Raw genomic sequence first — 25042 nt, 5'->3', positions numbered from 1 at the left:
GAAACTGCTTTTTTCTTTTGATTAATTTATTATGATATTTCTATTACAACCGCAGTTCCTTTGCCGCCAGGTTCGGATGGGTGAACGACAAGCTTTCGATGAAGCCTTTCCCTGAGCTCCTGCACGTGACTGATCACTCCGACAGAGAGATTATCCGATTGAAGTTTTTCCAGGGCGGAGATTACTGTATCCAACAGCTCCTGATCTAACGTTCCAAATCCCTCATCCAAGAAGAAGAATTGTAACGGATACTCTCCTCTCAGCTGAATTTGGGCAGACAATGACAAGGCCAATGCCAGTGAAGTTAAAAATGTTTCACCGCCTGACAAACTCGATACTGGCCGCTTAAAGCCTCCGTTCGCATCATCTCTCATGACAAAGCCGCCTTCTGAATCGACTTCTATCGCATACCTTTGCCTTGTCAGATTGCTAAGACGCGCGGATGCATCCCGGCTGACGCTTTCCAGCTGTTTCTCCGCCAAAAATTCGACAAAGCTGTTGCCTTTAAAGACTGTCTGCAATTTACTGAGTCTGTCAATGTCCACTTGAAGTTTGTTCAGTTGGTTTTCCAAGGTTGAATATCGCTCATGGCGGACCTTCAGCTCGATCAAAATTTTGTGGAAAGCACCACGCTCTTCCATTGCCGAATCATAGGCATCGTCTGCTTCCTTTTTCGCATCCACCGTTTTTTTCCATTCATCTTCAGTTAGGCATCGTCCTTGAAGCAGCCCTTCCACTCTTTTCAGATTTGCATTACATTGCTTTACTTGATCCTCAAAAGCTTCAACTTCTTTTTTCAAAATAGACATATCTTCATGAGAAAGTAAATGCTCATTGATTTCCTGCCAATCAGAAAACGGAGTTCCTGCTGTTTTCTCCTTCCATGCTTCTTCTGCTTTTAGCTTACCTTTCCTTGCGTCCTCAAGAAAGGACTGACTGCTTTTATAATCAGCTTCCGACTGAGTGAGACCGCCGAGAAGCGAGCTTTTTTGTTCAGTCAGTTTTCTTTCTTTTTCAGTGATATGATCCAGTTCCGCAGAGACATTGTCAAGCTGCTGTTGAAGTCCTGTCGCTTGGGAAAAAGCAGATAACTTCTGTTGTTTTTCTGCGATCGACTTTTGTAAATGCTCCAAGGAATAGTGAACATCCCATTTTTCTCGCTCCAGCAATTGAATTCGGTCGGAACGTTGTGTACGTGTCTCTTCCTTTTCCTGAAGAAACGTAACGCTCGTTTCAATCCGCTTGGAAAGCGCTTCAGATGCTTTATCCTTTTCGTCGATGGCCTTTTGCCATTCAGCAGCCTTAGAAACTTCGATTCCCTTAAAACGACCGGAAAACTCGCTGTGCGCTTGATCGATTGAAGCTTTTAGTTCAGATGCTTGATTGCCAATTCGCTCGCTTTCCTTTGCTTCAAATTCGAGTTTTTCTAGAAGCTGCTCCTCCTTTTTAGCCGTTTCTTTATATTTTTTCAGCAAACGAGCCGTTTTATCTTTCGATTCTTGAATATCCTGCTTCAGCTTTCTCCAATCCCACTCCATCTCCTCCAGCTGCTCGAGAGAAGGGGCTCTTTCCATTGCGGCGGCAGCTTCTTGCGCATTGCTTTCCGTGTTTTTTACGAAGGGCGCTTCACGCAGAAGATAGTCAGCTTGCTCCTCCAGCTTGATTTTTGTTGATAAAAATTCATCGGATAAAGGCTTTGCGCTTGAGATCACCTTCTCCAATCCCGCCATTTCTTCTTCAAAAGGATAGTCTGAGGAAGCCGCGTGGTGCTCCAGCCTTTGATCATGATGAATCGAGCCGCAAACGGGACAGGCTTCACCATCTTTCAGCTTTTTTCTCAGCTCATCAGCAAATGCTTCCATTTTGGCTTCCTCACGCCGTTCCGATAATTGACGGAGCTGATGCTGTGCTTCATGAACAGTATGGGTTAGTGTTCTTTCAGAATCACAAGTTATTTCATAAAGCTCAAGCAAGGTGCCAAACGCCTGTTGAATGTTTTCCTCAAGCGACTTCTTGTTTTTTGAAGCCTCATCAGCGAAGCGCTGTGTTTTCTTTATCGCTTCATCTGCTTCAAGTTTGCGTTTTAGCTCTTGGTCATACTGCTCAGTGATTCTGTCCATTTGATAGGCAAACTGACCGGCCTCCTGGCATTGTTTTCGTTCCTCACTTGATACAGCGTATGAAGTCAACTCGTTTTTTAAATCGTTTTGCTTTTTTTGTGCCCGATCGAAAAGTGAGGTTTCTTTTTCTAATTGAGCCTGCATTTCGCTAATCTCTTTATCCTTTTGCTGTCTTGCCGTTTCTAGCGTTTTTTCCTTTTGTTTTTCTTCTGAAAGTGCCTGTTCCACCTGTATGGCATGCACAAGCTTTTCTCTTTTTTGAAGAAGTTCTGGCTCTGTCTTTCGCTTATAGCTAAAAAAAGCCTCCTCTTCCTGCTGAGAACCTGTATATTCTTTTTTTCTTTTTTCATAGATACGTTCAGCTTCTTGCATGCGCTTGCTTGCTTCATCACATTTCTTTTGCGAATCAAGGCTGGCATCAGCGTATGGCTTTAAAGCTTCAGCGGTTTGTGAGAGAGCAAGCTTCTCTTTTTTGCTCTCGATGTTTTTTTGATTTTCATGTAATTTTTTTTGTTCTGCCAAGTAGCTGTCACGATCTTTTTGAAGCACCCAAAGTTCTTGAGTTTTGAGGTGGTGAGCTGCAGCTTCTTCTCGTTCAAGCTTACGTTTAAGAAGATTCTCTTCTGCCTGTGCTAAATTTGTTTCAGCCAGCTCGAGCTTCTCACTACTCGCATCGCCTAGTCCGGTCAGCTCCGCCATCATTTCGTTTTTTTTCGATTGGGCTTCGGCAGCCCTCGTACGTAAAGCTTGCATGAATCTGTCGCCGTATTGCTCCAGATTAAAAAGGCGCTGGAGCATTTGTCTTCTGTCCGCTCCTTTTAAAGAAAGAAATTCGGCAAACTTGCCTTGAGGAAGTACGACGGCTCTTGTGAAATCATCAATTGTTAATCCAAGGAGGCTTTCCACTTGGCGATTCACTTCACTGGCTTTATCAGCAATGACCGTTTGTTCTGAAGCAATTTCTATCAATCGGCAAAGAGACGTTTTCACTTTTGTATCATCGACCCTTTTAAATACACGTTCTACCTTATATGAAATCTCCGAGCTCGATTGGAGCGTAAATGTAAACGAGACGGACAGCTGGTCTTCCGCATGATTTAATATTCCGTGCGTATTGTTTGATGCGCGCTCGACCTTTCCGTATAAAGCCAGGGTCATTGCATCCAATATCGAGGACTTTCCGCTTCCGGTCGGGCCGAATATGCCAAACACCCCGCTTCCGCACAGCCTGTCAAAGTCTATCAATTGTTCTTCCCTGAAGCTGTGAAGACCTTTTATTGCGAGTTTAATAGGCTTCATTCCAGATTGCCCTCCTGTCCTGAAGATAGCTCCAAAAAGAGCTTGATCATTTCATCATCGGGAAGAGCTCCGCCTGTTTGCCGTTCATAAAATTTAACGAACATCTCATCAATCGGCAGCTGCTTCGTATGTATTGAATCACGAGAAGTTGCGCGTTCCTCATAAATCGGCCTAATATGAATAAAGCCGGGGTTCAGCTTTCTCAAGCGATGAATTTCTTCTATGGAGAGTTGATCTGAAGCATAAACTTCAAGGTCAATCCACGCGTTTTTGTCTTTCCCTTCCTCAATCCAGCTGTATACCTGGTTCAGCCCTTCCCGTGCCTGCCACTTCACAAGCGGTTTTCCGCTCGATAAGAAAATTTCCTTGAAAGCTGCTTTTTCACCAGCCTTTGCATCAATAATTGTCACCGATTTTGCGTAGCCCGCCTCTGAAAAGCTATACGCAAGGGGTGAGCCTGAATACCGCGCCAGTGTACTCGCCCGTTTAATCGTTTGCGGTCGATGCAGGTGTCCTAGTGCAACGTAGTCAGCGGCTGCTGGAAGGCTTTCTGCTGCGACAGTATAAGCACCTCCGACTTCTATCGGACGCTCGGAATCGGACTGGCTTCCTCCGGCTACATACAAGTGGCTGACGGCAATATTTACAGCTTCTTTCTTAAATGATTTGGAAATTTCGTGATAAGCCTGTTTGATTTTTTCATTGTAATGGTCCCGAAGCAAAGCTTCATCGAAATCGTCAGCCAGGACTTCATTCAGCCTGGCCTCTGATGGATAGGCAAGCGGCGAGACAGCAAGAACCTCTCCTGATTGCTTGATCGGAATATCTATCACGCCTGTTGTCGGGAAGCCCGCCAAATAAATAGGCTGCCCGTCGGTTAAAGGAGATGCAGCTTGAAGCCGGTCGGGATGATCATGATTTCCCGCGATGACGACAACAGGCCTCCTTCCTTTGTCAGCTAAAGATGACAAGCTCTCATAAAAAAGCTTTTCTGCTGAAGATGGAGGATTAACCGTATCAAACGCATCACCTGCCATGATCACTGCATCAATTTTTTCTTCATTTACAATTTGTTTCAGTTCATCTAAAAACGCTTCCTGTTCCGGCAGCCGGCTCCTGCCTTCAAGCGTTTTGCCAAGATGCCAATCAGCGGTGTGCAATATTCTCACGAAGCACTCTCCTTTCTCCTAGATTTTTTAGTACCAGATGACATGGCCGCCGTCAAAAAAGTACAAAGCTTGTCCAGAAAGCTTTCTCTTAGTAATTTGCTCGACCGCCTTTGAATAAAGCTCAATTTGCGTTTCGTATCGTTTGGTAAGAATCGGCTCTGCTGTTTTGAATCCTTCTTTATACTTGCCATATATCCGGTCTGTTTTATAATCGAGCAAAAACAGCCCTTCCTCTGTTTCAAATAGGCAGTCAATCACTCCTTGAACAAGGACGATTTCGTCACTGTGATCCGCAGCAGGCAATGACATACTGAAAGGCACCTCACGCTTGACCCAATTGGATCCCAGCAATCTCTTGGCAATTTCAGTAGAAAAAAAGCTCAGAATCTCTTCGAATTGGATAACGGAGCACTGTTCCTCTGTCAAATGCTCTTTTTCAACGAGCAAGCGAGTAAGTTCTTTCAATTGCTTTTCATCAGGTGCGGAATCGAGCGGAATATGCTGCATAACAGTGTGCATTGCTGTTCCTTTTTCCGCAGCATTCAAACCTTTTTTCATCATGAATGACGGTCGTTGAAACAGCATTTCTTTCGTCTGCGGAAATAGAATCCGTTCCCCATATTCATCCTCGAATTCTTTCTGTCTTTTAATCTCTGAAACAGTTTGTTTCGTACGGATCGTCGTGAATGCTTCTTGAGGATACGTCCACTGGAGCCTTTCTTTCGTTTCTTCTTTAAAGTCAAAACCGGCATCAACCGGCTGTCCCTCCTGAATGGAAGACAAAAACGTTATATTTGTTTCTTCATTAAGAGAAAATTCGGCGGCTTGGAGCTCCGAAGACGGTATGACGTTGATTGAAAAACGTGATGAGTGCCGATAGATCTCTTCGTTTGTAACATTCATTATATGATGAAAACATGCAGCGTCCCGATGGCGAATAAGCGCCGGACCGATAAAATCCAGATAGCTCTTGGCTTGGTAGCGCTCAAAATCGGGCAGCAGCCAATCCTTATGATTCGCAGATCGCATCCACATGCTTACAGATTTCTCTTGATCTTTACACGTACCAATCAAATATAATTTTTCCTTGGCCCGTGTCAGTGCTACGTATAAGACGCGTAATTCCTCAGAGAGCATTTCTCTGCGCATTTTTTTCTTCATTGCGGTTAACGCGAGAGTCGGGTAGCTGACACGATATTTTGGATGGATAAATTTCGAGCCGAATCCAAGCTCTTTATCCAGCAGGTATGGCTGATTTAAATCCATCATATTAAAGTTCCTGTTGATCCCTGCAACAAAAACGACAGGAAATTCTAAGCCTTTACTCGAATGAATCGTCATCAGCCTGACGACATCCTCCTGTTCACTAATGGCTCTCGCCGTTCCAAGATCATCTCCGCGATCCTGCATTCGTTCGATAAACCTCAAGAATCGAAACAAGCCGCGAAACGAAGTCGCTTCATATTGCTTTGCCCGCTCATATAAAGCTCTTAAGTTTGCCTGCCTTTGCTTGCCGCCCGGCATTCCTCCTACGTAGTCCAAGTAGTTCGTATCCCTGAAAATCTCCCATATCAGCTCGGCAACCGAATGATTTTTTGAGAAATCCCGCCATTTTTGCAGAAGTCTGTAAAAAGAGTCAAGTTTTTTAAAGGTCGAATCATCGGCAGGCACAGCCTCTAAAAATTCCTTGACTGCAGAATAAAATGGCTCTTTCTTTAGATGTATCCTAATTCGGGCAAGTTCATTTTCATCAAGTGAAACGACAGGGGATCTTAACACAGAGGCTAAGGGAATGTCCTGATACGGATTATCGATCACAGTTAGAACGGACATCATTATCGCAATTTCCGTCGCATCAAAATATCCCGAACTTAAATTGGCGTAAACAGGAATCCCCTGCTGCTTGAACTCGTCCATAATCGCCGGTGCCCACGGCATCGACCTGAGCAGGATGACGACATCACGATACTCGATGTTTCTCGTCATATTTCGTTTTCGATCATAAATTTGAAATCGCTCATCAATAAGCTCGCGTATCTTTTTCGCCATTGCCCTAGCTTCAAGCTGAACCGTCTCAAAACTCTCCTGATCCTCATTTTCTTCTCCACCGTTGGAGCGGTCGATTAATAGGAGCTCGGTTTCACAGCCTTCCAGTTCCGGATAATGGGCACCTTCCTTAAGTTCGGCATCGATGTCATACTCGATTTCCCCAACCTTTTCGCCCATCAACTGCTTGAAGAGAAAGTTTGTGCTAGAGAGCACTTCCTTTCTGCTCCTGAAGTTTTGGTTAAGATCAATTTTCATTCCAGAAGTTTTACCCGCAACCGTAAACCGTTTATATTTCGATAAAAACAAAAAAGGCTCAGCCAGCCTGAATCTATAAATCGACTGTTTCACATCTCCGACCATGAAAAGGTTGCCTGCAGCTTCTTCCTCATTTGAAACAAGCGATAAAATGGCTTCCTGTACAAGGTTCGTGTCCTGATATTCATCGACCAGCACTTCCTCAAACTGTTCACGATAGAATCTCGCCGCTGCACTTGGAAATTTTTTACCCGTTTGATCTGTTTCTGTTAAAATGGCAAGACACAAATGCTCCAAATCTGAAAAATCGACTAACCCTTTTTCTTTTTTTGCGGATTCAAATCTCTCACTATACGTTTTTACAAGCTCGACAAGTCTATGAATCACAGGCTTCATTTCATTTAAATCCTTTACCTGCAGATCCGGAGCACGCGTGAAATAATCTTTTTTCACTTTATCAATTTGTTTTTTTACTTGATTTCGGATATTCGTAGCTTCTTCCAGCAGTTCGGGAAGAAAGTCGTCTCCCTTACAAGGCTTTGCCCTTTTAAAAGTGACCTTCTGAACTCGGTCAAAAAGCGCACAAAAATCGCCGCTGTACGTTAGAAGTTCCTCCACTTGAGCGAGATCATCGCGGAAATTTTCTGCACGCGGAGAAGGTCCGCCTGGCTGCGAAGCGATTTCCAAGGCACGAAGCAGCTCCTGACGGCAGCCCTTTAAAACCATTTGAATATCCTCCTGTATCACCCTATAAAACGGCATGTTTTCAACCTTGCCATCTTGATCCGCGTTATACAGATCAACGAGACGATCGAGCCATCCATTCGGGTCAGGATGAGACCTGGAAAATTCATAGAGCTTTTTTACCAACAGCTGCAGATCGACATCCGTTCTATCCCCGGTGTACCGGTCTACAAGGTCAAAAAAACCTGGATCGGCAGCTGCATACTCTTCTTCAAATACGTCTTCCAGCACTTCGTCGCCAACCAGCTCTCCCTCGGTTTGATCAGCAATTCGAAAGCCGGGGTCCAAATCTATTAAATAATAATATTTGCGCAAAACCTGCAGGCAAAACGAATGAAGTGTAGAGATACTGGCACGATTAATCAGCGAAAGCTGCCGTCTTAAGTGAAGTGAGCTGGGAGCCTTCTTCAGCTCTTTTTCCAGTGCTTCAGCTATTCTATTTTTCATTTCCGCAGCTGACGCATTTGTAAATGTAACCACCAGCAGCCTGTCAACATCGACCGGGTTGTTACGTGAAATCATCTTGGTAATCATCCGTTCAACGAGAACCGCCGTCTTTCCCGAGCCTGCTGCTGCCGCTACCAATGTGTCCTGGCCGCTGGATACAATCGCCTTCCATTGATCGTCTGTCCACTGGCTTCCTTCAGGCTTCCTCATCTTCTTGATCCTCCATTTTCAGCTTTTCTAGAATAACATCATCTTTTTCAGAAGCTAACAGCCTGTACTGATTTTCCTCCAACGATTCATCGAATTGGCAAACCGATCGATAGGAACAATATGTACAAGGCATTTTATCTTTTATTTTATACGGCTCAATCGCGATCTTTCCATCCATGATTTCCTCACCGGCTGTTTGGAACGTTTTTCGGATATGACGCCTTAAATTGCGAAACTGTTCTTCATTGACCACAGTTGAATCTGATCGAAGGCTTCCATCTTTTTTAAAACCGGCTTGAACGATTTCTGAACGCCCTTCCGTTAACGATTGATCCATGAGCCGAATTGCATCGCGGTCGTCTAGAAGATACCCCTTCATCTTGAATTGCTTATAGATTGCTTTTTCAATTTCATCAAACCCAAGCGGAACATCCGATTGGATTAAAGGATCATGAATATGAAAATAAAGCACTCCCGCAGGTACAGCCTCAGTCCCGAGCCATTCCTTGGAATACGTGACTGACATATCTAGATAGGTCAGCATTTGCAAAGCAATTCCATAATACACCTCAGATAGATCGAGGCCTCTGCTGCTTGACTTATAATCAACAATTCGAAGGAGAAGGCGTCCATTGTTTTCAGCTTGATCGATTCGGTCAATTCTTCCGGTTAGTTCCATCGTTTGGCCGCTTTTCAGCTGAAAACGCATCGGAGGAAGCGGTCCTTTTTTTCCAAAATCAAGCTCGAGACCTGCCGGAGCGAACCCGCTGGCTTTGGCGTGCTCACTTAAGATGCTGACTACCCTTGCGATAATTTTTTCGAGTTTCTCTTTCATATACTGATAGCGGCTGCTGCTCAGCAAAATCTCTTTTTGCAGACGTGGAGCAAGGTGATTCACTGCTTCATGAGACAAAGTGGCGCTCTCTTTTTTTGTCACATCACTCCAATTGATCCGGAGCTCGTGCAACCGGTCCGAAATCAGCTTTAACGCTGAATGAAAGAGCTGGCCGATATCAGGCGCCTCAAGCTTATAAAACTGTCTGTCCTTCAAACCGAGTCCGTGCGAGGCAAAATGGGAAAATGCGCATGAATTAAATCGTTCCATTCGTGATACGCTGCCTTGTAATGTCTCCCCGTATAAATCCTGGCTCACCTGCTTTTCCAGCTTGCGAACTTCATTTTTATAAAAAAGGCTGGACAAAATCCTTTTTGTAAACAGCTTTTCCGGCTCATTCATAAGAAAATTGTACGTACTCCACCAGACATCGCTGATAGGATATTTGCTTTTCCAAAGCCGCAGCTGCGATGCCAAATACGACAATGCAACATGCTTATTTACGATAAAATCAAGCTGTGCCTCATCTGAATACTGTTCGGGCTCGTTAATGAGCAGCTTTTTTTGATGCAAAGGAAACCATTCTTCCACTCTTTTTATAACAGGAGACGGAAGCATCGCCTTCCCCTCAGCATCTGCGATCGGATAGGAAAGATATAGTTTTGAAGACGCGCTTGCCATCGCCAAATAAATAAGAAAATTTTCATCCAGCAGGCGCTCTCTTCCCGATGGTGAGAGCTCGATGCCGTTTCTTACGAGCCAATCCCTATCGTCCTCAGAAAGTACACTGTCGTCTGAAGGATTAGCTGGAAGTACGCCGTCATTTGCCCCTATGATAAACGTACATTTCGTACCGTACATTCTTGATATATCCATATTTCCGATAAATATTTGATCGAGAGCAGGCGGGACAAGCGCGTAGCTTAACGACTCCACACCGGTTTCAATCATCTGCTGAAAGAGCTGGATCGAGATGTTCGTATCACCCATCATTTCAACAAACTCTTCCAGCATTTGAACAACCGCATTCCAAACCTGATCGTGCTGTCTCGCTTCAATGACCTGTCCTTTATCCTCTGCTTCCTGCCTTAGCAAATCAAGCTTTTCCGGGATTTGAATCTCTTCTAAATACGTATAAAACGCAACACCCATCTCTCTGACGGATTTTGCTTTCTTCAGGCGCTTCTGCAAAGAGTATACTGGAGCTGAAATCCATTCCCTCAACTCATTCAGCATGGTCTCCATCTCCACTTCCTGGTCGGTTAAAGGAAATTGGTCATCCAGAGATGAATAGCGGCGATATTGAAATCGTTTATTGTTTGTCCATTGGTCCCCTTTGATTCCATAAGAAATACAGTAATTCTCCAATTGATCAATTTGCTCTCTAATTTTCTGTTTGTTTCCTTTCAAAGGATAGAGAAGCTCAGTTTTAACGCATCTGAAAACAGCCTCGTACCTCCAATTCCCTGTAATCATATCCATTGTTGAGCGCAGAAGCTCAATTAGAGGGTGATTTTGCATTGGTTCTTTTCCATCTATGAAAAAGGGAAGCCCGTAATCTTTGAATACCTCTTGGATCGTTTCTTTGTAATCCGCAGTATTTCTTGTCAAAATCGAAATATCTTTATAACGGTATTCTCCTTTTCTCACAAGGGAATGAATTTCACGCGCGATTCCTTCGATTTCCGTCCGTTTGTTGGAAGCCTCTAGAATTGTAAGGCCATCAGCCGCGTCACCATAAGGGATCGTCGGTCGAGCTTCGAATGTCTTTTCCAAATGGGCAAGCTCCGGACTTGCAAGTTGCCTTTTCGTTTCTGAAAACGGAACAATCTCCGGTTCAACATTCAGTTCCTTCGCCTTTTGATACAGTTTGTGAAAGGTTTTTCCCGTCATGCGAAACAAGTGCAGCTCATAGGGAAGGTGCTGGGTAAATGGACGATCTGCTGTCAAGCTGATTGTTACCCCTTCACTGTAGATCATCAGCTGCTCAAGAATGCGGTACTCTTGGGCTGTAAATTGATGAAACCCATCCACGTACACATGAGCCTGTTTTATTTCTTCCGAATAAGGTATTTTTTCTGACAGTAAATTTAAATAATCCTCCGAATCCAAATAATGCCCTTCAAGAGTAGTTTCCAGCTTTTGATAGAGCAGATAGAGGTCATGAAGCTTATCTGCGAGAACCCGTTCCTCTCCAAAATGAGAATTGCTGCTTCCTTCCATCACCTGACGCAGATCGGCAGGAGAAAGCGCATACTGCTTAAATTCTGTAATCATTGCCGCAGCTTGTTTAATAAATCCTGATTTATCACTTGCTTTTTGATAGACCTTAAATTCATGCTTATGCTCTTCGATCAGCTTTCTGAGCAGCATTTGTACACCTGTTGTGCCTAAAAATTGCCTGCCCATGCCGCCTTCCTGCTGGAGAATTCTCCAAGCAAGCCTTGAAAAGCTGTAAACTTGTGCTCTGATCATCCCGCCAAGCTCTTCTGTTTTAGCAAGCTCATATTCCATTAAAAATGTCATTTGATCCGGGACTAAAAAAATGATTGGCTTACCAAGGGGGTCTTCTCGAAGTTGATCCCTTATGCTGTTTAAGATGGCGGTCGTTTTCCCACTCCCCGATCGGCCTACTAAAAACTCTACTTTCAAACTGTAAGACTCCCTTCGCTTTCTCTTTATGATCTATCCATATTTTATCTAAAGTTATTCGACTTGACTACCTGAAGAAAATGCCGTTTTAGATGTAAATAAAATAAAAAAGTGCAGTACGGAAATCCACTGGCTGCACTAAAGTTCTTTCTTATTGGTGAATAACCATCATTTGTTTTCCAAGCTGATTAAGTGATTTTTCAAACGGCGCTCTGTCAACTTTGCGATTTTTATAGCCATACGGATCGTTGACAAACACACGTTTTTTATTATACCCTGTTACGACTACGCTGTGAACGCTATAGGTAATCTCCACTTTTCCATTCGGAGTCTCCCATTGCTCGATGTCATCTACTTGTGTAAAGTCCGCGGTCGTAATCACCCAGACAGGATTTCCCTTGCTTAACTCTTTGTACATTTCGTTTAGATCTCGTCCGGACAAATCTGTTACTCGGTTTCCTGCATATGAACGGGCTAGCTCATAGACCGGTTCGTGATACACGCCAAGCCCTGGTCCATCCTCCATATTGCCGACAAATCCTTCATTCGGATCACCTTTTAGGCCATTCTCATAATTTAAGGGAACCTTTTTTACTTTGTCCGCCAGCTCATTTTTTGTCACATCAAACCCGTTATATTGAAGCAGCATTGCCAAGCTTGTGATCTCACAGCCATTATAGAGTCTCGGGTTATCCAATTGATTAATCAGCGGGACATTTTTAGGCTTGACTTCGTTCTTTACCGGGTCTGATTCCTGGACGATTTTTGGTTCTTGTTTTTCTTGATCCTCTACACTGTTGATTTCGTCTTCTTTTAAATCTACATTATTCCCCTCAGCTTCATTGTCATTATCAAAACCAATAAAAAGAAAGGCAGCTAATACAAATACAAGGATAAATGTAAAGATGGCTTTGCGTATCATGAACTGAAATTGCCCCTTTATTTGATTTTTTCGTTTAGTTTAGCAGAAGAAGAAGTGAAAAGCGAAAGAATTGTCTAGTGCATGGTTTACCAAAAAATATGTAACAAAAAAGTTCTTTACTAAATCCGTTATCCAACTTTAGCTTTTAGTTCAGAAAGAAGAAGGGATCCTTTCTTCTTTCTGAACTAATGATCCCGTAATTTACTAAGCAACTGAGAGATTTGACCCCTATTATGTGATTGGCGCTGTTCCTGGAAGCAAAACTTTTCTTAAGTTCCCAGCAAACTCTTCAAACGCTCCGCAGTTGATGATGATGCGGTATAAATCATGATCTTTAGCGCCGGATTGTTTGGTTGCTGTAAGGTCACATGCTCAAACTCCATCTCCCCGATCAAGGGGTGACTCCATCGCTTGTGGCAATCGGTGACGATTTTTACGTCATGCCGCGGCCAACAAGAACGGAATAGTTCACTTATCTCCATAAATTCCTCTATTAGCTCCTTAAACCTTGCGTCATGATGGAAGTACGCATAATCTGCACGAAATCGTGCAATCATGATATGCGCTTTTGCTTCCCAATCCATGTTGTCCATTTGAAGCAATGGATCCGTCAAAAACCGTCTTAACCAATTGGGCTGCTGCTCCATTTCCTTAGAGAATGCAGGTAGGCGAAAAACAAACTCCGCCGCTTTATTCCATATCAACAAATCCCAACTTCTCCCCAATACAAAAGCAGGGTTAGGTTCAAGAGCTAGCACCGTTTGCTCCAAACCGGTACTCACCTCTTGAGTCGCTTCATCTTTCTTCAGATCAATTTGCCTTGCCAACATGTGGAGATGGCGGCACTCATCTACAGACAATTGCAACGCTTCTGCTAAACTATCCAGCACCTGTTCGGATGGATTTACTTCTCTGCCTTGTTCTAATGAGGTATACCAGGAAGTACCTATATAGGCGAGTTGTGCCACCTCTTCACGACGAAGACCAGGCGTTCGACGTCGACCATATGACGGTAACCCCACATCTTCCGGGGTAAGGCGTTCTCGACGCGCCCGCAAAAATTCACCAAGCGATACGTTGGAAGAAATCTCTTTCATAGACTAGTCCCCCTTACCCTGACACTGCCAATCGTACGATAAACACGGGAGGGCAGTTGATTCCACCATCTGTAATACTACTAGTATAGCACTGACAATATGAGGAGGTCATTGAGAATGAATGTTTTCGTAACTGGGGCAACAGGAAAAATAGGTAGCCGATTTATACCACGTTTGCTTCAACGTGGTCATAACGTTAAAATTTTGGTTCGTGATCCTGCGAAGGCGGATTCGTTTCAACAGAAAGGGGTCGAGGTTTTAGAAGGTGACCTACTGCAAACAGAAAATCTCGCTAACGCGTTGCAAGACATTGATACCGTGGTACACCTGGCAGCACAATTTCGTGGAGTAGATGAAGCAACTGCGAGAATATCAAACATCGATGCCAGCATTTCTTTAGCGGAAGCTGCCCTGAAGGCAAACGTTCCAAGGTTTGTGTTTGCCAGCACGAATTTAGTGTATGGTGCAAGTAATCATAGCAGACCGAGCCGTGAAGATGATGAGCTGCGACCTGCGTTCCCTTATCCGCAATCGAAAGCGGCAGCTGAAGAAAATTTGCTTAGGCTCCATCTTGAGCAGGGATTAGGACTTCGCATCGTACGGTTTGCTTTTGTCTATGGTGAGGGTGATCCCCATGTTTCCGAATTTCTGCCGATCATGAGCAAATGGAATCCTGCTAAACGGCTTCATATGGTGCACCATGCGGATGTAGGACAAGCACTGTTGCTTGCCGCCTTCACACCGGACATTGATGGCCATATTTATAATGTTGCTGATGACTCCCCTATAACGGTCGCAGAGTTGTTTCAGCTCAACGGGTTGCCTCATCAAGAATCGGAGGAAACCTTGCAACAAGGGCTTAATCCATGGGATATGATCGTGGATACTACGCGCATAAGGGATGAATTAAACTATCGTCCGATCTTCCCCTCGTTCTACACGGCAAGGGAGGCAGGAGCATTATAAAAGTTCCACCTTAAGCCCTTTATCGGGGCTTTTTCAGGTTCATATCATGCACCTAAGTTACCTAAAAGATCCAGTAAGTAATAAACAATCCTGCGAGAGGAACAGCAGGGTGAAGGTGGCAATGATGGAGATTCTTAGAGGTGCTACTCAAGAAAATAATAAAAAGACAACGCCATAAAAAGCGTTGCCTTCTCCCTAACCTCTTATAAGCGATTCAGCGCCATCAATATACATCCGTGTGCCGGTGATATGATTGGAGGCATCGGATGCAAGGAAATGCACCAAATCAGCAACCTGTTCAGGTTCACCGCTTTTGCCTCGAAGCGGCTTGTCTCCTTCAGGAAATTCAACCGGGATTTTTATTTTCTCCAAACTGTCTTGGTCCGGATATGTACGGTTATCAATGTTCGTTGAGATTGCTCCGGGACATATAATATTCACGCGAATTTTGTAGCGCGCCAGCTCAAGAGCTGCCATTTGCCCAAATGCTGTCTGGCCTGCCTTAGACGTACTGTAGGCGGAAAAGCCAAAGTTTGAAAATACTCTGTTTCCGTTGATTGAACTGGTAATGATGATGCTTCCGCCTTTTTCTTTCATGTAAGGCAGTGCATACTTCACTGTGAGAAATGTACTTTTTAAATTTGTTGTCAACGTTTTGTCCCAATCCTCAGGTTCAAGCTCCTCTATCGGCGCGATTCTTCCATTGATTCCGGCATTTGCAAATACAGTATCGATTTGTCCCCATTTGCTGTAGATAGAATCAATCGCGCTTTTTAACTCAGCAGGATTAGACACATCAGCTTTTGCTGTAACCGCTTCGCCATTCGCATTTGTGATCTTGTCTTCGACCCGCTTTGCATTTTCCTCATTAATTTCGATCAGTCCTACTTTTGCACCCGCTTTTGCTAAACGAACGGCAGTTGCTTCGCCAATTCCTGATCCAGCTCCTGTAACAATTGCTACTTTTCCATTTAACATTAAGTTTTCCATCATTTAACCACCTTTCATTAGCGTACATTTTCCGTTTTTCTTGAAAATTAAACATGGTTCCTTAAAAAACGCCGGACATCCTTTCAGGTGTCCAGCGTTTACGTGCACTCTCTTTATTTTTCCAATGCTTCCTTCTGTTGCTCTTCGACTTTCTTAGCTGCTTCATAAATCAGTGTATACAGCTCTTCGAGATCTTCTTCCTCGATGCAGGAGAAAGCTACGCGAAGATCTGATTGACCTAAAGCGATCGTTCCGATGCCGTATTCTTCAAGAAGAAGTGTCCGGACTTTTTCTGCATTCGCTGTTTTCAGCTTCAGACACATAAAATAGCCTGAGTTAAACGGGTAATACTCCCAAGCACTTTCGAATTTACCGCTGTCGAGAAGCGCTTTAACTTTGTTTGCTCTGCGTTTCATTACCTCGAATTTTTCTTCTTTTTGCTTTTTGTATTCCGGCGATTTCATCGCTTCAAGCACAAACGTCTGCGAAGGATGAGAGCCGCTTGACGTTGCCGCGCGAATGATTCCCAATGTTTTTTGCTCTAACGCTTGAAGAAGCTCTTCACTTTCTGCTCCAAACGTAAGGAATCCTACGCGGAATCCCCATACATAATCTTCCTTCGTTGAACCGTCAACCTTCAATGCTAGTACATTCGGATGAATATTGCTTAATTCGGAAAAGAGCGATTCCTTCAAGGAGTTTTCGAAAAACAAGCCATAATAAGCGTCATCCGTAATGACGACGAGCTTAATTCCCTCTTTGGCACCTTCTTCAATTGCCGCCGTAATTTGCGCAGCTTCTTCCTTGTTAGGTGTATAGCCTGTCGGGTTATTAGGAAAATTCAACAAAACAATCGCTTTTCCTTTTTCTTTTTGATTTAAAATGGTTTGGCGAAGGCCCTCAGCATTAAAACCGCCATTTTCATTAAAGAAAGTGTACGAGGTGATTTCAGCACCTCTTCGGACGCCGAACGTCAACTCGTAATTTTCCCAATTTTTATCCGGCAAAATTACGGAATCCCCCTCATCCGCAAACAAATCTGCTGCGATGCTTAACCCGTGTGTCAGTGCATTGGTTACAACAGGAAGGCTGAACGTTTTTTCTTTTAAAGACGGGCTTTCTTCCAGCAATTTTTCCCGCCATAACGAACGCAGTTCCGGCTTACCTGCTGGCGGGGCATACGGATAAAGATCTTTTGGTGAATATGCGGATAAGTTCTGTTGAAACACATCCAGATGCATGGGCTCTCCGTTTTCAAGCGCAATTCCTATCGTCGCATTAAATTTTGAAGCCTTCTTCTTCGCTTCTGCTGATTGGTTTAAAATTCCTACTTTCGGAAAATAAATTTCCTTTCCAAGCTTGCTTAGCATGGCAAATATATTTGGGTTTTCACGATAAATGGTTTTATTTAGTTGCTCGGCTAATGAATGCAAGCACATCTCCTCCAAGTTCTAATGATAAATTCTGCTCTCTAGTATAACACTATATGAAAACGCCTTTTAGGGAAAATGTGATTTTTTTCCGAAAAAAATCATCTTTTCGCTTACAGCTATTTTAACTCACAATTCAAATTTATTATGACTCTCGAAAAAATTTTCGTAATTTACCAATCATAAAAAGTATAATATAGTGAAAGAAGAAATTATTTTACTAAATGAACTATTTTTTATAGAAAAGGAAGAAGGGTTTTTATTGAAAGGAAACAAGCTGATCCTTCGTGATATATGGTTTATTCTTCTCTGTACATGCGGCGGTTTTCTTCTCTCATTAACGGGGATGTCCATTGGATGGATGATTGGGACTCTCATGGCAGCGTGCTTTTTTTCATTTTTACGCCCGGCTTGGTCAGGAATTCCCGATGCCGGGAAAGGGGTTAATAAGCTTTGGCTGAACCTTGGCCAATTGATATTAGGGGTCGAGCTCGGACAGAAATTGAACGGATCGGTCGTTTCTATTTTTTTGGAGAACTGGCTGACGGTAACCATCATGCTGATCTTATCCATCGTTTTCGCCTTGCTTACAGGTTTGTATCTGTATCGATTCAGTCAAAGCGACATATTGACAAGCTTTGTCGGTACAGCTCCTGGCGGCATGTCTGCGATGCCGGGAATTGCTCAGGAGGTTGGCGCCAATACAGCGACCGTCACATTGGTTCAAACCATCCGGGTGCTGCTTGTCGTTTTGACGATTCCGATTTTAGTTTTCTTCCTGCACTCTCATGACATCGGTGGTTCTTCACCTGCCGCACCAGCAGCGATTCCCGCATCAGCAACTGGACAACTCTCGTTAGCAGGCATTGGGATCACGGTCTGCTTTTTCTTAATTGCATGGGCAGGCGCTTTTGCAGGAAAAAAACTTAGAATTCCTGCCCGCTGGCTGCTGGGTAGTATGCTCGCTGTTGCTATTACGCAAGTCATCAGCGGAGCACTCGGGTTTGAGCCTACGGCTTGGTGGCCGCAGGGGATGAATGTTATTTCCCAGCTTTTTTTAGGCGCTTCGATTGGCTCCCGTTTTCATAAAGAAATGTTCAGAGGTGTACGAAAAACGCTAACCGTTGCTTTTACTGGTTCAATCGGCTTCGTTATCGCCATGCTTTTATGCGCCTTAGTCGTCTCCAAGGTGACAGGAATTTCACTGACAACCTCTATTCTCGCCTTCTCACCCGGCGGAATAGCTGAAATGGCCAGCACTTCAGTCGCCTTGCATGCAGATTCGACTTTTGTCGTAACTGTTCAGGTTTTGAGGCTTATATTGGTTATTGCCATGCTCCCGCCGTTGTTTCGATTTCTGCATTTAAGGACAGAGAGGGTAAAAAGGAAAAAAATTCATTCCTTGAAAACGAGATGATTGGAGCGGCACGAAGAAAAAAGACAGAACCTGATTCTAAGTTCTGTCTTTTTAATGCTGTTTAGCTGTTTTTTTACTTAGCTCTGTCAAAATCTCTCTAAGCTCTATCGCCTGTGTATGCACTATATCTATCCCATAGTTTTTCAAAGTCTCCATAGTCGCAACATGATTCTCAGTTATCAGCTCTGTCCCTCTTGATTCCACCCGCACTATGCCCGGAGTCGGTTCGTTTGAATGGATAGGTTGAGATATCCATATTCGCTTCCAGGATTCTTGAAGCTGGTCCTTTTCATAAAAACCAAGCATTTTCCCTTCTTCGATAAGCAGGATATAGTCAGCGACTCGTTTCATTTCATCACCGGAATGGGTCGAAAACAATATCGTCTGTCCCTCTCCGCGCTCCATATAGTTCACGATTTCCTGATCCAGAGCTGTCTGGCTTTCAAAATCCAAGCCAGCATACGGTTCATCCATCAGAAAAAGCTTGGAGCTTCGGCTAAGATGCAGGCCGAGCATTGCTTTTCTTTGCATACCCCCCGATAAAGAATCCAGCTTCTTCTTGATCGGTATCTTAAAGCTTTTCATATATTCAATAAACGATTCCTCCGACCAATCGTCAAACGAAAGCCTGTATAAATTAGCAATCTGCAAAGGAGAGAATTTACCATACAGCTCCATCCCTTGAGAAAGATAAGCCGTATCTTTTTTCGCTTCCAAACTGCCGGCCTTATGGCCAAAAATAATTACTTCTCCTTGCTCGGACTTGATTAGCCCAGCCAGAAGCTGCAGCAGTGTCGATTTTCCAGAACCGTTCTGACCTGCTAACGCAATCACGCTGCCGGCCGGAAGTTCGGTTTGAATCGGCCCTAAGGAAAAGTGCTTGTCTACCGTTTTTTGAATCTGATTGATCAGTATCCCGTTCATTTTTTCTCCTCCATATATTTTCTGATGATTTCTTCTGCCATTTCTTTAATTTCTTCCAGCGTATAGTCGTGCTGCATCGCAACCTTGACTGCCCGATCCAGTGTTTGCATGACGGTCATTTTTTTCGTTTCAGCAATCTCCCCTGCTTCAATCTCAGCTACAAAGGTCCCTTTTCCTTGGGACGTTTTTATGTAGCCGCTCTGTTCAAGGTTTTGGTAGGCACGACGCGTTGTAATGACGCTGCATGCTAAGTCCTTGGCAAGTGTTCTTATGGAAGGCAGAGAATCTCCGGGCCTTAAATGTCCGGAAACAATGAGCGCCGTTAGCTGAGTTTCAATCTGATGATAAATCGGCTCTCTGGAATTTTCCTCGATTTGTATTGGAAGTTTCATACATGATTGCTCCTTGCCCTCAGTTTACACATGATAATCTACCTTCTTTGCCAACCTTTTCGCTTCAAGAAAAGCAAGTACATTACTGATAAGGAAAACTAGCAAAGCGATGCAAACTGATAGGAATGGAGCATTTGTCACGATATCGAACGACCATCCAACCAACCCTTTCCCAGTAAAGAAATGAAGTGCTGCGAAAAGAATAATGACACTCGAATAAAGCAATACATTGTAGTTGATAAGCTGTTTTATAGAATATTTGCCGCCAACATCTCCTGCGGCTAAGAATGCTCCTGCTGATGCTGCAATAAGTGCCCACAAGAGAATAAATGCGACTGATTGGCCCAAAGAAAGCTCTGAGAAGAGAGGGTTACTGTTAGGTAAAAGGAACGCTCCTGATACCCCCACAACTGCCGTGAGAAACGTATAGAAAAAAGAAAGGATTAAACGGCTTGCCAGCAAGACCTCCTGCTTAATCGGCAGCATGGAGGCTTGAACATAAAATGCATTGGCATATAGATGGCTTTTTATTTTCACCACTCTGAAAATTTGGAGCCTCCCTGAATACGGATAAAACATAACAAAGATACATAAGACCAAATCTGCGATGACGGCTCCCCAATTTTTTATATCCCGGTCAATAAAAAAACCAAAGAAAAAAGCAATGATAGCAGCCATAAAAAGCTGGCGCAGCAGCTGATTCACAGGAGTTACCTTTAATTCATACGCCACGAGCCCCCACAATTGTTTTTGATTTGCCACGTTGTTCCCTCCAATAGTGTTTATATGTTTATATACAGTAATACACAATCATCTTTTTTTCAAGCTTTTTTCGCAAAAAAAGAACGCGTTACCAATTCATTGCCCGGGGAATTTTCATATACAAAAAAAGAAGAGTGAATAAATCCCCCTCCTTTTAAACGTATCGTAATTAATCCGATACAATCCCCACTACATCACGATTTGAAATAAATCCGAAATGACGGCTGTCAAAGCTGTGTATTCGGTTGTCTCCCATTACAAAATAACTATTCTCCGGAACTTCCTTTTCACCTGTTACTTCTTTCAAAGTAAAATCACCTGTTAACGGGTAGCCTTGATTAACTGTCTTTAAATCCTTAAGAAAAGGTTCATTAACAGGTTTTCCGTCCACATACAGCTGATCCTTGTCATATTCAATCGTATCTCCCGGCAGTCCGATCACTCGTTTGATATAAACATTATTTTCAGGACCATTAAATAAAAGGATATCGAAGCGCTTGATTGTTTTGAAATGATGGGCGTACTTATTAATCACAAGCTCGTTTCCCTCTTGAAAGGTTGGGTTCATGCTGATTCCTTCTACCTTGTATTCAATAAAGACTACATTTTTCACTTGTATTCCCAACACAAGACAAGCTACTCCTGCAATCACCCAGAATTTTTTTTTCACTATCAACGCTCCTCTCTCTCGTTTTCCCTCTTCACGAACTTCACATTAAGACGCTGTTCAAGACGTTTTCCAATAATCCACAAAAGAAAAATGACCGAAGCAGCAATAATTGATCGTATAGGTTGAGTGATTAGCGCTTGTAAATCGTAACCGATAAAGCTGATCATAAAAATCATCACAAGCTTTCCGGCAAACACGGCGAGCAAAAATTGCCAAACACCTATTTTTGACAGACCCGCGACAACATTTACTGCAGAAGAAGGAGTAAACGGAAAGCAAAGGAGCAAAAACAACGGACCAAACCCTCTTCTTTCCACCCAGTGCATCAGTCTTCGCACGGACTTGTGTCTGCGAACAAAACCAAGCAACCGCTCTTGTCCAAAACGTCGAACCAAAAAGAAAACAAAAAATGCACCCGCTGACGAACCGAGCCAACTTAAGACAAACCCTTGCCACAATCCAAACGAATTGGTATTGGCAACCACAAAAACAACCAGAGGCAAAAACGGAAGAAACGCCTCAATAAATGGCAATAATATCGCAATAAACGGACCGAAAGCCCGATAGGATTTAAACAGCTCTGTTAAATTTTCATTCGAAAAAAAATTGAGGAATTCTTGCACTTCGATACTCCTTAAGATTCGTCTCTCTTTATTCTACACATTTATCAAAAAACTTTAAATCATTCGTTTCATTTTTCGCTCTCTTGAAATAATAACAGAAAATATGTAAAATAAGAAAAGAACATACGTTCGCTACTTGGAGGAAAGAAGGTAAGGATATGTCAAGAATTCCATCAAATATCCAAAACATGATTGAACAAGCCATTTACCTCCCGATGGCTATCGCTATTTTAAACCGTGATCTAACGTTCATTAAAGAAGGACCTTTTAAATTAAAGGATCCTTATTTACATCTTATCGAGGAATCGCTGAAATTAGCACTAAAGGATTTATCTGAAGTAAAACAAGAGCTTAGGAGGAAAAGAATTCGGATACGAAAGGTCAAACAGGATGAAGGATTTACGAAGTACTCATTTCTTTATGACGGATACGAGGAAATGCATAAGTATTTCAATCCCCGTATCCGTGAGCAGGTGAATCTTTTATTAGAGCATTATTTATTTAAAGCCGACCCTTCTTAGCATGCTTTGCATAAATACCCGGGGCAGACTATAACTTAGCCATCAGAATACCCCTGCTCCAATGAAAATTACTGAGGTAATAATTCTTAAAGCTAGTACCTTTTTCTTATTTCACGCAGGATGTAATCGTAGAAAAGCTTGGCTTGGTTTTCTGGAGATAATTCCATAAAATCAGGCAGGTTTGCAGTTTTTGTTTCAAGTCGATCCAAAAATTTGGTTCTAAGCCATGCTGTACGTTGGACTTGATGTTTAAAAGAGGCGGATGAAACAGGGATCTCTAAGGTGCGGCCGTTCTTTAAAAGGACTTTCGTGTTATCCAATTCTGTAGAATTACAGTCATCCACATGCTTAAGCGAAACCCATCCGCATTGTGGACGGCTTGAGGAAAAGGTTGGAAACATAAAAATATTATTAACGTGGTCAACCGCTATTGGCGGTTTATGGGAAACGTTAATCATTTCAAAGGTTCCCGCTTTTCTTCCAGCATAGCTTGACCCATAGTAGCGACAGCTTCGGTCAATAATTTGCATTGGTTTCAATTTGACCTGGAATGACTTTTCTGTCTCAATCACAAGCGAGTAAATGCTTTTTTCTTTTTGCAGAGGCAACACTGCAATGGTTGAACTATTTACCTCGTACGATTTTCTGATTTCATCATTATTAGGATTCAATTGCATACCTCCTGGTTTTGATAGGTATATTATACTATTAATCTACCATTAATATATACATTTATCTATAATTTTACAATATATTTTCCAAACCATGCGTATTTCTGCATTTTCCGCGTATAAATTAGGTCTTTTAGACTGCTATTTTTCAAAAAACCTTCTATCCACTCGACTCCCTGTACAACTTGTCTAAAAATTTTAAATATTTATTGATTTTTTCGCCAAAAGTCCATATAATATAAAAAAGGCATCAGGGGGAATCTCTATGAAAGAGAAAAAAACGTATGCTGAGCTCATGAAGTCCCGTAACACTCAAAAGGGCAATGAACTTGATGTGACGATGCTTGATGTTTATATTCAAATGGTTTTGGACGAAGCGTTATTTACGCGGCGCTTGACAACACTAACTGAAAAGATAAATAAGGCTCTGGATAATCGAGATGAAGAGGCTTTCATAGCTTTATCAAGAGAATACCAGAAACTGTTGGAAAACACATAATGCCGATCCTTTACGGATCGGCTTTCTTATTTTCTAATATGAAGACTCTTGTCCAATAGAGTTCAGCTACCCATTACCTGTTTGTAAGGTCCATTAACGAATCGATAGAAGCTGATACGTGAGAAATCGCACCCTTTACGTCCTCAAGATCATTGATAAAGGAGAACACCTCTTGATTAATCTGGCTGTCCTCGATTTTGCTCATTTTCATGTTTTCAACAATCTCATCAAACAACAGATTCACAGAGGTCATCTTCTTTCCGCTTTCTGTGACCATTTCATTGACTTCTGATACATGGCTGGAAACGATGGAAATCTGTGTATTTGTATTTCCGATCAAATTTGATACGGTGGAGACCGATTTTTTTGTTTCTTCCGAAAGCTTTCTCACTTCACTAGCCACCACCGCGAACCCTTTGCCGTGCTCACCGGCGCGAGCTGACTCAATTGAAGCGTTCAAGGAAAGCAGATTGGTTTGCTCCGCAATCTTGGAAACGATTTTCACGATGTCCCCAATTTCATTTGCAATGACCTCCAGCTTCGACATCTCTTCTTCAATTCGATTCATGCTTTGCTCAATCTGATTCATTTGCGTTTGCTGGACGTCAAGTTCCGCTTTTCCGTTAATTGACTTTTTTTCAACTTTTTCAGAGGTTTCTGCTCCTGCCTTTGAAAGAGCCGCTACATTTCCTGATTTGCCGGTTAATCTTTCAACAGAATCCATTGTCTCTTGAAAAATATTTGCTAAGGATTCAGACGTCTCCTTTATTTTAGTATGGAGCGTATCCCTTTTGGCTTCTTCCACATCGCGATGCCTCGTATATTCCGCTTGAAAAAGCATCCAGGACAAGCTGCTGCTCAAGGTTCAAAATTTTTGTCGTTGCCTCCATTGCCCGTCTCATTTCTTGCTTATCCATGATATGCTTATCAAAAAGGATGATAAATGATAAAAGCAAATTCTAAAAATGCACATATGTACCATTTGGGAATCAGCCCGATCCGAAGATGAATATGTGCGATTCTTTTTCTTTTTTCTAAAAACTCTTCTTCTATCCTTCCTGTGAACATTTCCTGGATATGGATCATCAGCGTTTTTTTTAACCTCTCCACTGAGCTGTGCCGATTGATCGTTTCTTCGAGGGAGCTTTCTATCGCAAGGTTTTGATAAAATTTGTTGACGATAGTTTCAATCTCTCTGCTTACGATTGGTTTAAGACGTGATAAAATCTCAAGATCCTCTTCCTCCAGGCTGATCATTTGCAGTTGTCTTTTCATCTCCCCGCTTAATTCTGAATTGATTCTTTGCCCCGTTCCGGCTTGCAGCCACTTAAAAATAAGCGGTTCATTCTTTTTACCAAATAACAAAACCATCCGCCTC

20 protein-coding genes are annotated in these 25042 nt (G+C 42.8%); 4 read left to right on the top strand and 16 right to left on the bottom strand.

Features of this window, described 5'->3' with window-relative positions:
- Positions 1 to 29: 29 nt before the first annotated feature.
- From sbcC to AM592_RS03035, 6 genes are all read right to left on the bottom strand, one after another.
- A complete protein-coding gene (gene sbcC / locus AM592_RS03060; protein ID WP_053602417.1) occupies positions 30 to 3419 on the bottom strand; it encodes an exonuclease subunit SbcC in 3390 nt (1129 codons plus the stop codon).
- On the bottom strand, positions 3416 to 4588 hold the full coding sequence (gene sbcD / locus AM592_RS03055) for an exonuclease subunit SbcD (protein WP_053602416.1): 1173 nt from the start codon (positions 4586 to 4588) through the stop codon (positions 3416 to 3418). Before sbcD ends, sbcC begins: the two co-directional genes overlap by 4 nt.
- A gap of 27 nt (positions 4589 to 4615) precedes the next feature.
- Complete coding sequence (gene addA, locus AM592_RS03050; RefSeq protein ID WP_053602415.1) at positions 4616 to 8293, bottom strand: helicase-exonuclease AddAB subunit AddA; 3678 nt, start codon at positions 8291 to 8293, stop codon at positions 4616 to 4618.
- Positions 8280 to 11780, bottom strand: a complete 3501-nt coding sequence (addB, locus tag AM592_RS03045) for a helicase-exonuclease AddAB subunit AddB (RefSeq protein ID WP_053602414.1) — start codon at positions 11778 to 11780, stop codon at positions 8280 to 8282. Before addB ends, addA begins: the two co-directional genes overlap by 14 nt.
- A gap of 151 nt (positions 11781 to 11931) precedes the next feature.
- Complete coding sequence (locus AM592_RS03040; protein WP_053602413.1) at positions 11932 to 12702, bottom strand: C39 family peptidase; 771 nt, start codon at positions 12700 to 12702, stop codon at positions 11932 to 11934.
- 269 nt (positions 12703 to 12971) lie between these two features.
- Positions 12972 to 13799, bottom strand: coding sequence for a helix-turn-helix transcriptional regulator (locus tag AM592_RS03035; protein WP_053602412.1), 828 nt, complete (start codon positions 13797 to 13799; stop codon positions 12972 to 12974).
- 99 nt (positions 13800 to 13898) lie between these two features.
- Here AM592_RS03035 and AM592_RS03030 point away from each other — a divergent pair, with 99 nt between their 5' ends.
- Entirely contained in the window at positions 13899 to 14765 is an 867-nt protein-coding gene (locus AM592_RS03030; RefSeq protein WP_225970323.1) for an NAD-dependent epimerase/dehydratase family protein, read from the top strand.
- A 195-nt stretch (positions 14766 to 14960) separates the two neighbouring features.
- Here the strand turns inward: AM592_RS03030 and AM592_RS03025 are convergent, their stop codons facing one another.
- Both AM592_RS03025 and AM592_RS03020 read right to left on the bottom strand, forming a co-directional pair.
- The gene (locus AM592_RS03025) at positions 14961 to 15755 is read right to left on the bottom strand and encodes an SDR family oxidoreductase (protein WP_053602410.1); all 795 of its coding nucleotides are present in this window, start codon (positions 15753 to 15755) and stop codon (positions 14961 to 14963) included.
- Between the two features lie 113 nt (positions 15756 to 15868).
- Positions 15869 to 17188, bottom strand: coding sequence for an aminotransferase class I/II-fold pyridoxal phosphate-dependent enzyme (locus tag AM592_RS03020; protein WP_053602409.1), 1320 nt, complete (start codon positions 17186 to 17188; stop codon positions 15869 to 15871).
- A gap of 259 nt (positions 17189 to 17447) precedes the next feature.
- Here AM592_RS03020 and AM592_RS03015 point away from each other — a divergent pair, with 259 nt between their 5' ends.
- Positions 17448 to 18602: an AbrB family transcriptional regulator gene (locus tag AM592_RS03015; protein WP_053605960.1), complete on the top strand. Its 1155-nt coding sequence runs from the start codon at positions 17448 to 17450 to the stop codon at positions 18600 to 18602.
- 51 nt (positions 18603 to 18653) lie between these two features.
- Here AM592_RS03015 and AM592_RS03010 read toward each other — a convergent pair whose 3' ends face one another.
- The 5 genes from AM592_RS03010 to AM592_RS02990 all read right to left on the bottom strand — a co-directional run bounded on the left by AM592_RS03010 (position 18654) and on the right by AM592_RS02990 (position 21973).
- Entirely contained in the window at positions 18654 to 19526 is an 873-nt protein-coding gene (locus AM592_RS03010; protein WP_053602408.1) for an ATP-binding cassette domain-containing protein, read from the bottom strand.
- Positions 19523 to 19918 carry a GntR family transcriptional regulator gene (locus tag AM592_RS03005; protein ID WP_053602407.1) on the bottom strand — a complete coding sequence of 132 codons (396 nt, stop codon included), beginning with the start codon at positions 19916 to 19918 and terminating at the stop codon, positions 19523 to 19525. Before AM592_RS03005 ends, AM592_RS03010 begins: the two co-directional genes overlap by 4 nt.
- A gap of 24 nt (positions 19919 to 19942) precedes the next feature.
- Positions 19943 to 20680, bottom strand: coding sequence for a hypothetical protein (locus AM592_RS03000; RefSeq protein ID WP_053602406.1), 738 nt, complete (start codon positions 20678 to 20680; stop codon positions 19943 to 19945).
- A 169-nt stretch (positions 20681 to 20849) separates the two neighbouring features.
- On the bottom strand, positions 20850 to 21350 hold the full coding sequence (gene lepB, locus AM592_RS02995) for a signal peptidase I (protein ID WP_053602405.1): 501 nt from the start codon (positions 21348 to 21350) through the stop codon (positions 20850 to 20852).
- Between the two features lie 2 nt (positions 21351 to 21352).
- The gene (locus AM592_RS02990; protein ID WP_053602404.1) at positions 21353 to 21973 is read right to left on the bottom strand and encodes a TVP38/TMEM64 family protein; all 621 of its coding nucleotides are present in this window, start codon (positions 21971 to 21973) and stop codon (positions 21353 to 21355) included.
- A 158-nt stretch (positions 21974 to 22131) separates the two neighbouring features.
- Here AM592_RS02990 and AM592_RS02985 point away from each other — a divergent pair, with 158 nt between their 5' ends.
- The gene (locus tag AM592_RS02985) at positions 22132 to 22494 is read left to right on the top strand and encodes a YhjD family protein (protein ID WP_053602403.1); all 363 of its coding nucleotides are present in this window, start codon (positions 22132 to 22134) and stop codon (positions 22492 to 22494) included.
- Between the two features lie 92 nt (positions 22495 to 22586).
- Here AM592_RS02985 and AM592_RS02980 read toward each other — a convergent pair whose 3' ends face one another.
- Entirely contained in the window at positions 22587 to 23165 is a 579-nt protein-coding gene (locus AM592_RS02980) for a competence protein ComK (RefSeq protein WP_225970322.1), read from the bottom strand.
- A gap of 265 nt (positions 23166 to 23430) precedes the next feature.
- Here AM592_RS02980 and AM592_RS02975 point away from each other — a divergent pair, with 265 nt between their 5' ends.
- Entirely contained in the window at positions 23431 to 23664 is a 234-nt protein-coding gene (locus AM592_RS02975; protein WP_053602401.1) for an IDEAL domain-containing protein, read from the top strand.
- A 73-nt stretch (positions 23665 to 23737) separates the two neighbouring features.
- On the opposite strand, the gene AM592_RS23715 is transcribed toward AM592_RS02975, so the two are convergent.
- The gene (locus AM592_RS23715; protein ID WP_376773342.1) at positions 23738 to 24388 is read right to left on the bottom strand and encodes a methyl-accepting chemotaxis protein; all 651 of its coding nucleotides are present in this window, start codon (positions 24386 to 24388) and stop codon (positions 23738 to 23740) included.
- Positions 24389 to 24591: 203 nt separating this feature from the next.
- Positions 24592 to 25029, bottom strand: a complete 438-nt coding sequence (locus tag AM592_RS23710; RefSeq protein WP_158320285.1) for a protoglobin domain-containing protein — start codon at positions 25027 to 25029, stop codon at positions 24592 to 24594.
- Positions 25030 to 25042 lie beyond the last annotated feature (13 nt).

Source organism: Bacillus gobiensis (assembly GCF_001278705.1).
GTDB lineage: Bacteria > Bacillota > Bacilli > Bacillales > Bacillaceae > Bacillus > Bacillus gobiensis.
This window is presented reverse-complemented; position numbering and strand designations above follow the sequence as displayed.

Bases quoted from the DNA above. Each gene is read 5' to 3' on its own strand.
- addA (WP_053602415.1), bottom strand. From the start codon at position 8,293: ATGAGGAAGCCTGAAGGAAGCCAGTGGACAGACGATCAATGGAAGGCG.
- AM592_RS23715 (WP_376773342.1), bottom strand. From the start codon at position 24,388: ATGGATTCTGTTGAAAGATTAACCGGCAAATCAGGAAATGTAGCGGCT.
- AM592_RS02985 (WP_053602403.1), top strand. From the start codon at position 22,132: ATGTCAAGAATTCCATCAAATATCCAAAACATGATTGAACAAGCCATT.
- AM592_RS02975 (WP_053602401.1), top strand. From the start codon at position 23,431: ATGAAAGAGAAAAAAACGTATGCTGAGCTCATGAAGTCCCGTAACACT.
- AM592_RS03030 (WP_225970323.1), top strand. From the start codon at position 13,899: ATGAGGAGGTCATTGAGAATGAATGTTTTCGTAACTGGGGCAACAGGA.
- AM592_RS03035 (WP_053602412.1), bottom strand. From the start codon at position 13,799: ATGAAAGAGATTTCTTCCAACGTATCGCTTGGTGAATTTTTGCGGGCG.
- AM592_RS03025 (WP_053602410.1), bottom strand. From the start codon at position 15,755: ATGGAAAACTTAATGTTAAATGGAAAAGTAGCAATTGTTACAGGAGCT.
- AM592_RS03005 (WP_053602407.1), bottom strand. From the start codon at position 19,918: ATGAAACTTCCAATACAAATCGAGGAAAATTCCAGAGAGCCGATTTAT.
- AM592_RS03040 (WP_053602413.1), bottom strand. From the start codon at position 12,702: ATGATACGCAAAGCCATCTTTACATTTATCCTTGTATTTGTATTAGCT.
- sbcC (WP_053602417.1), bottom strand. From the start codon at position 3,419: ATGAAGCCTATTAAACTCGCAATAAAAGGTCTTCACAGCTTCAGGGAA.
- AM592_RS03010 (WP_053602408.1), bottom strand. From the start codon at position 19,526: ATGAACGGGATACTGATCAATCAGATTCAAAAAACGGTAGACAAGCAC.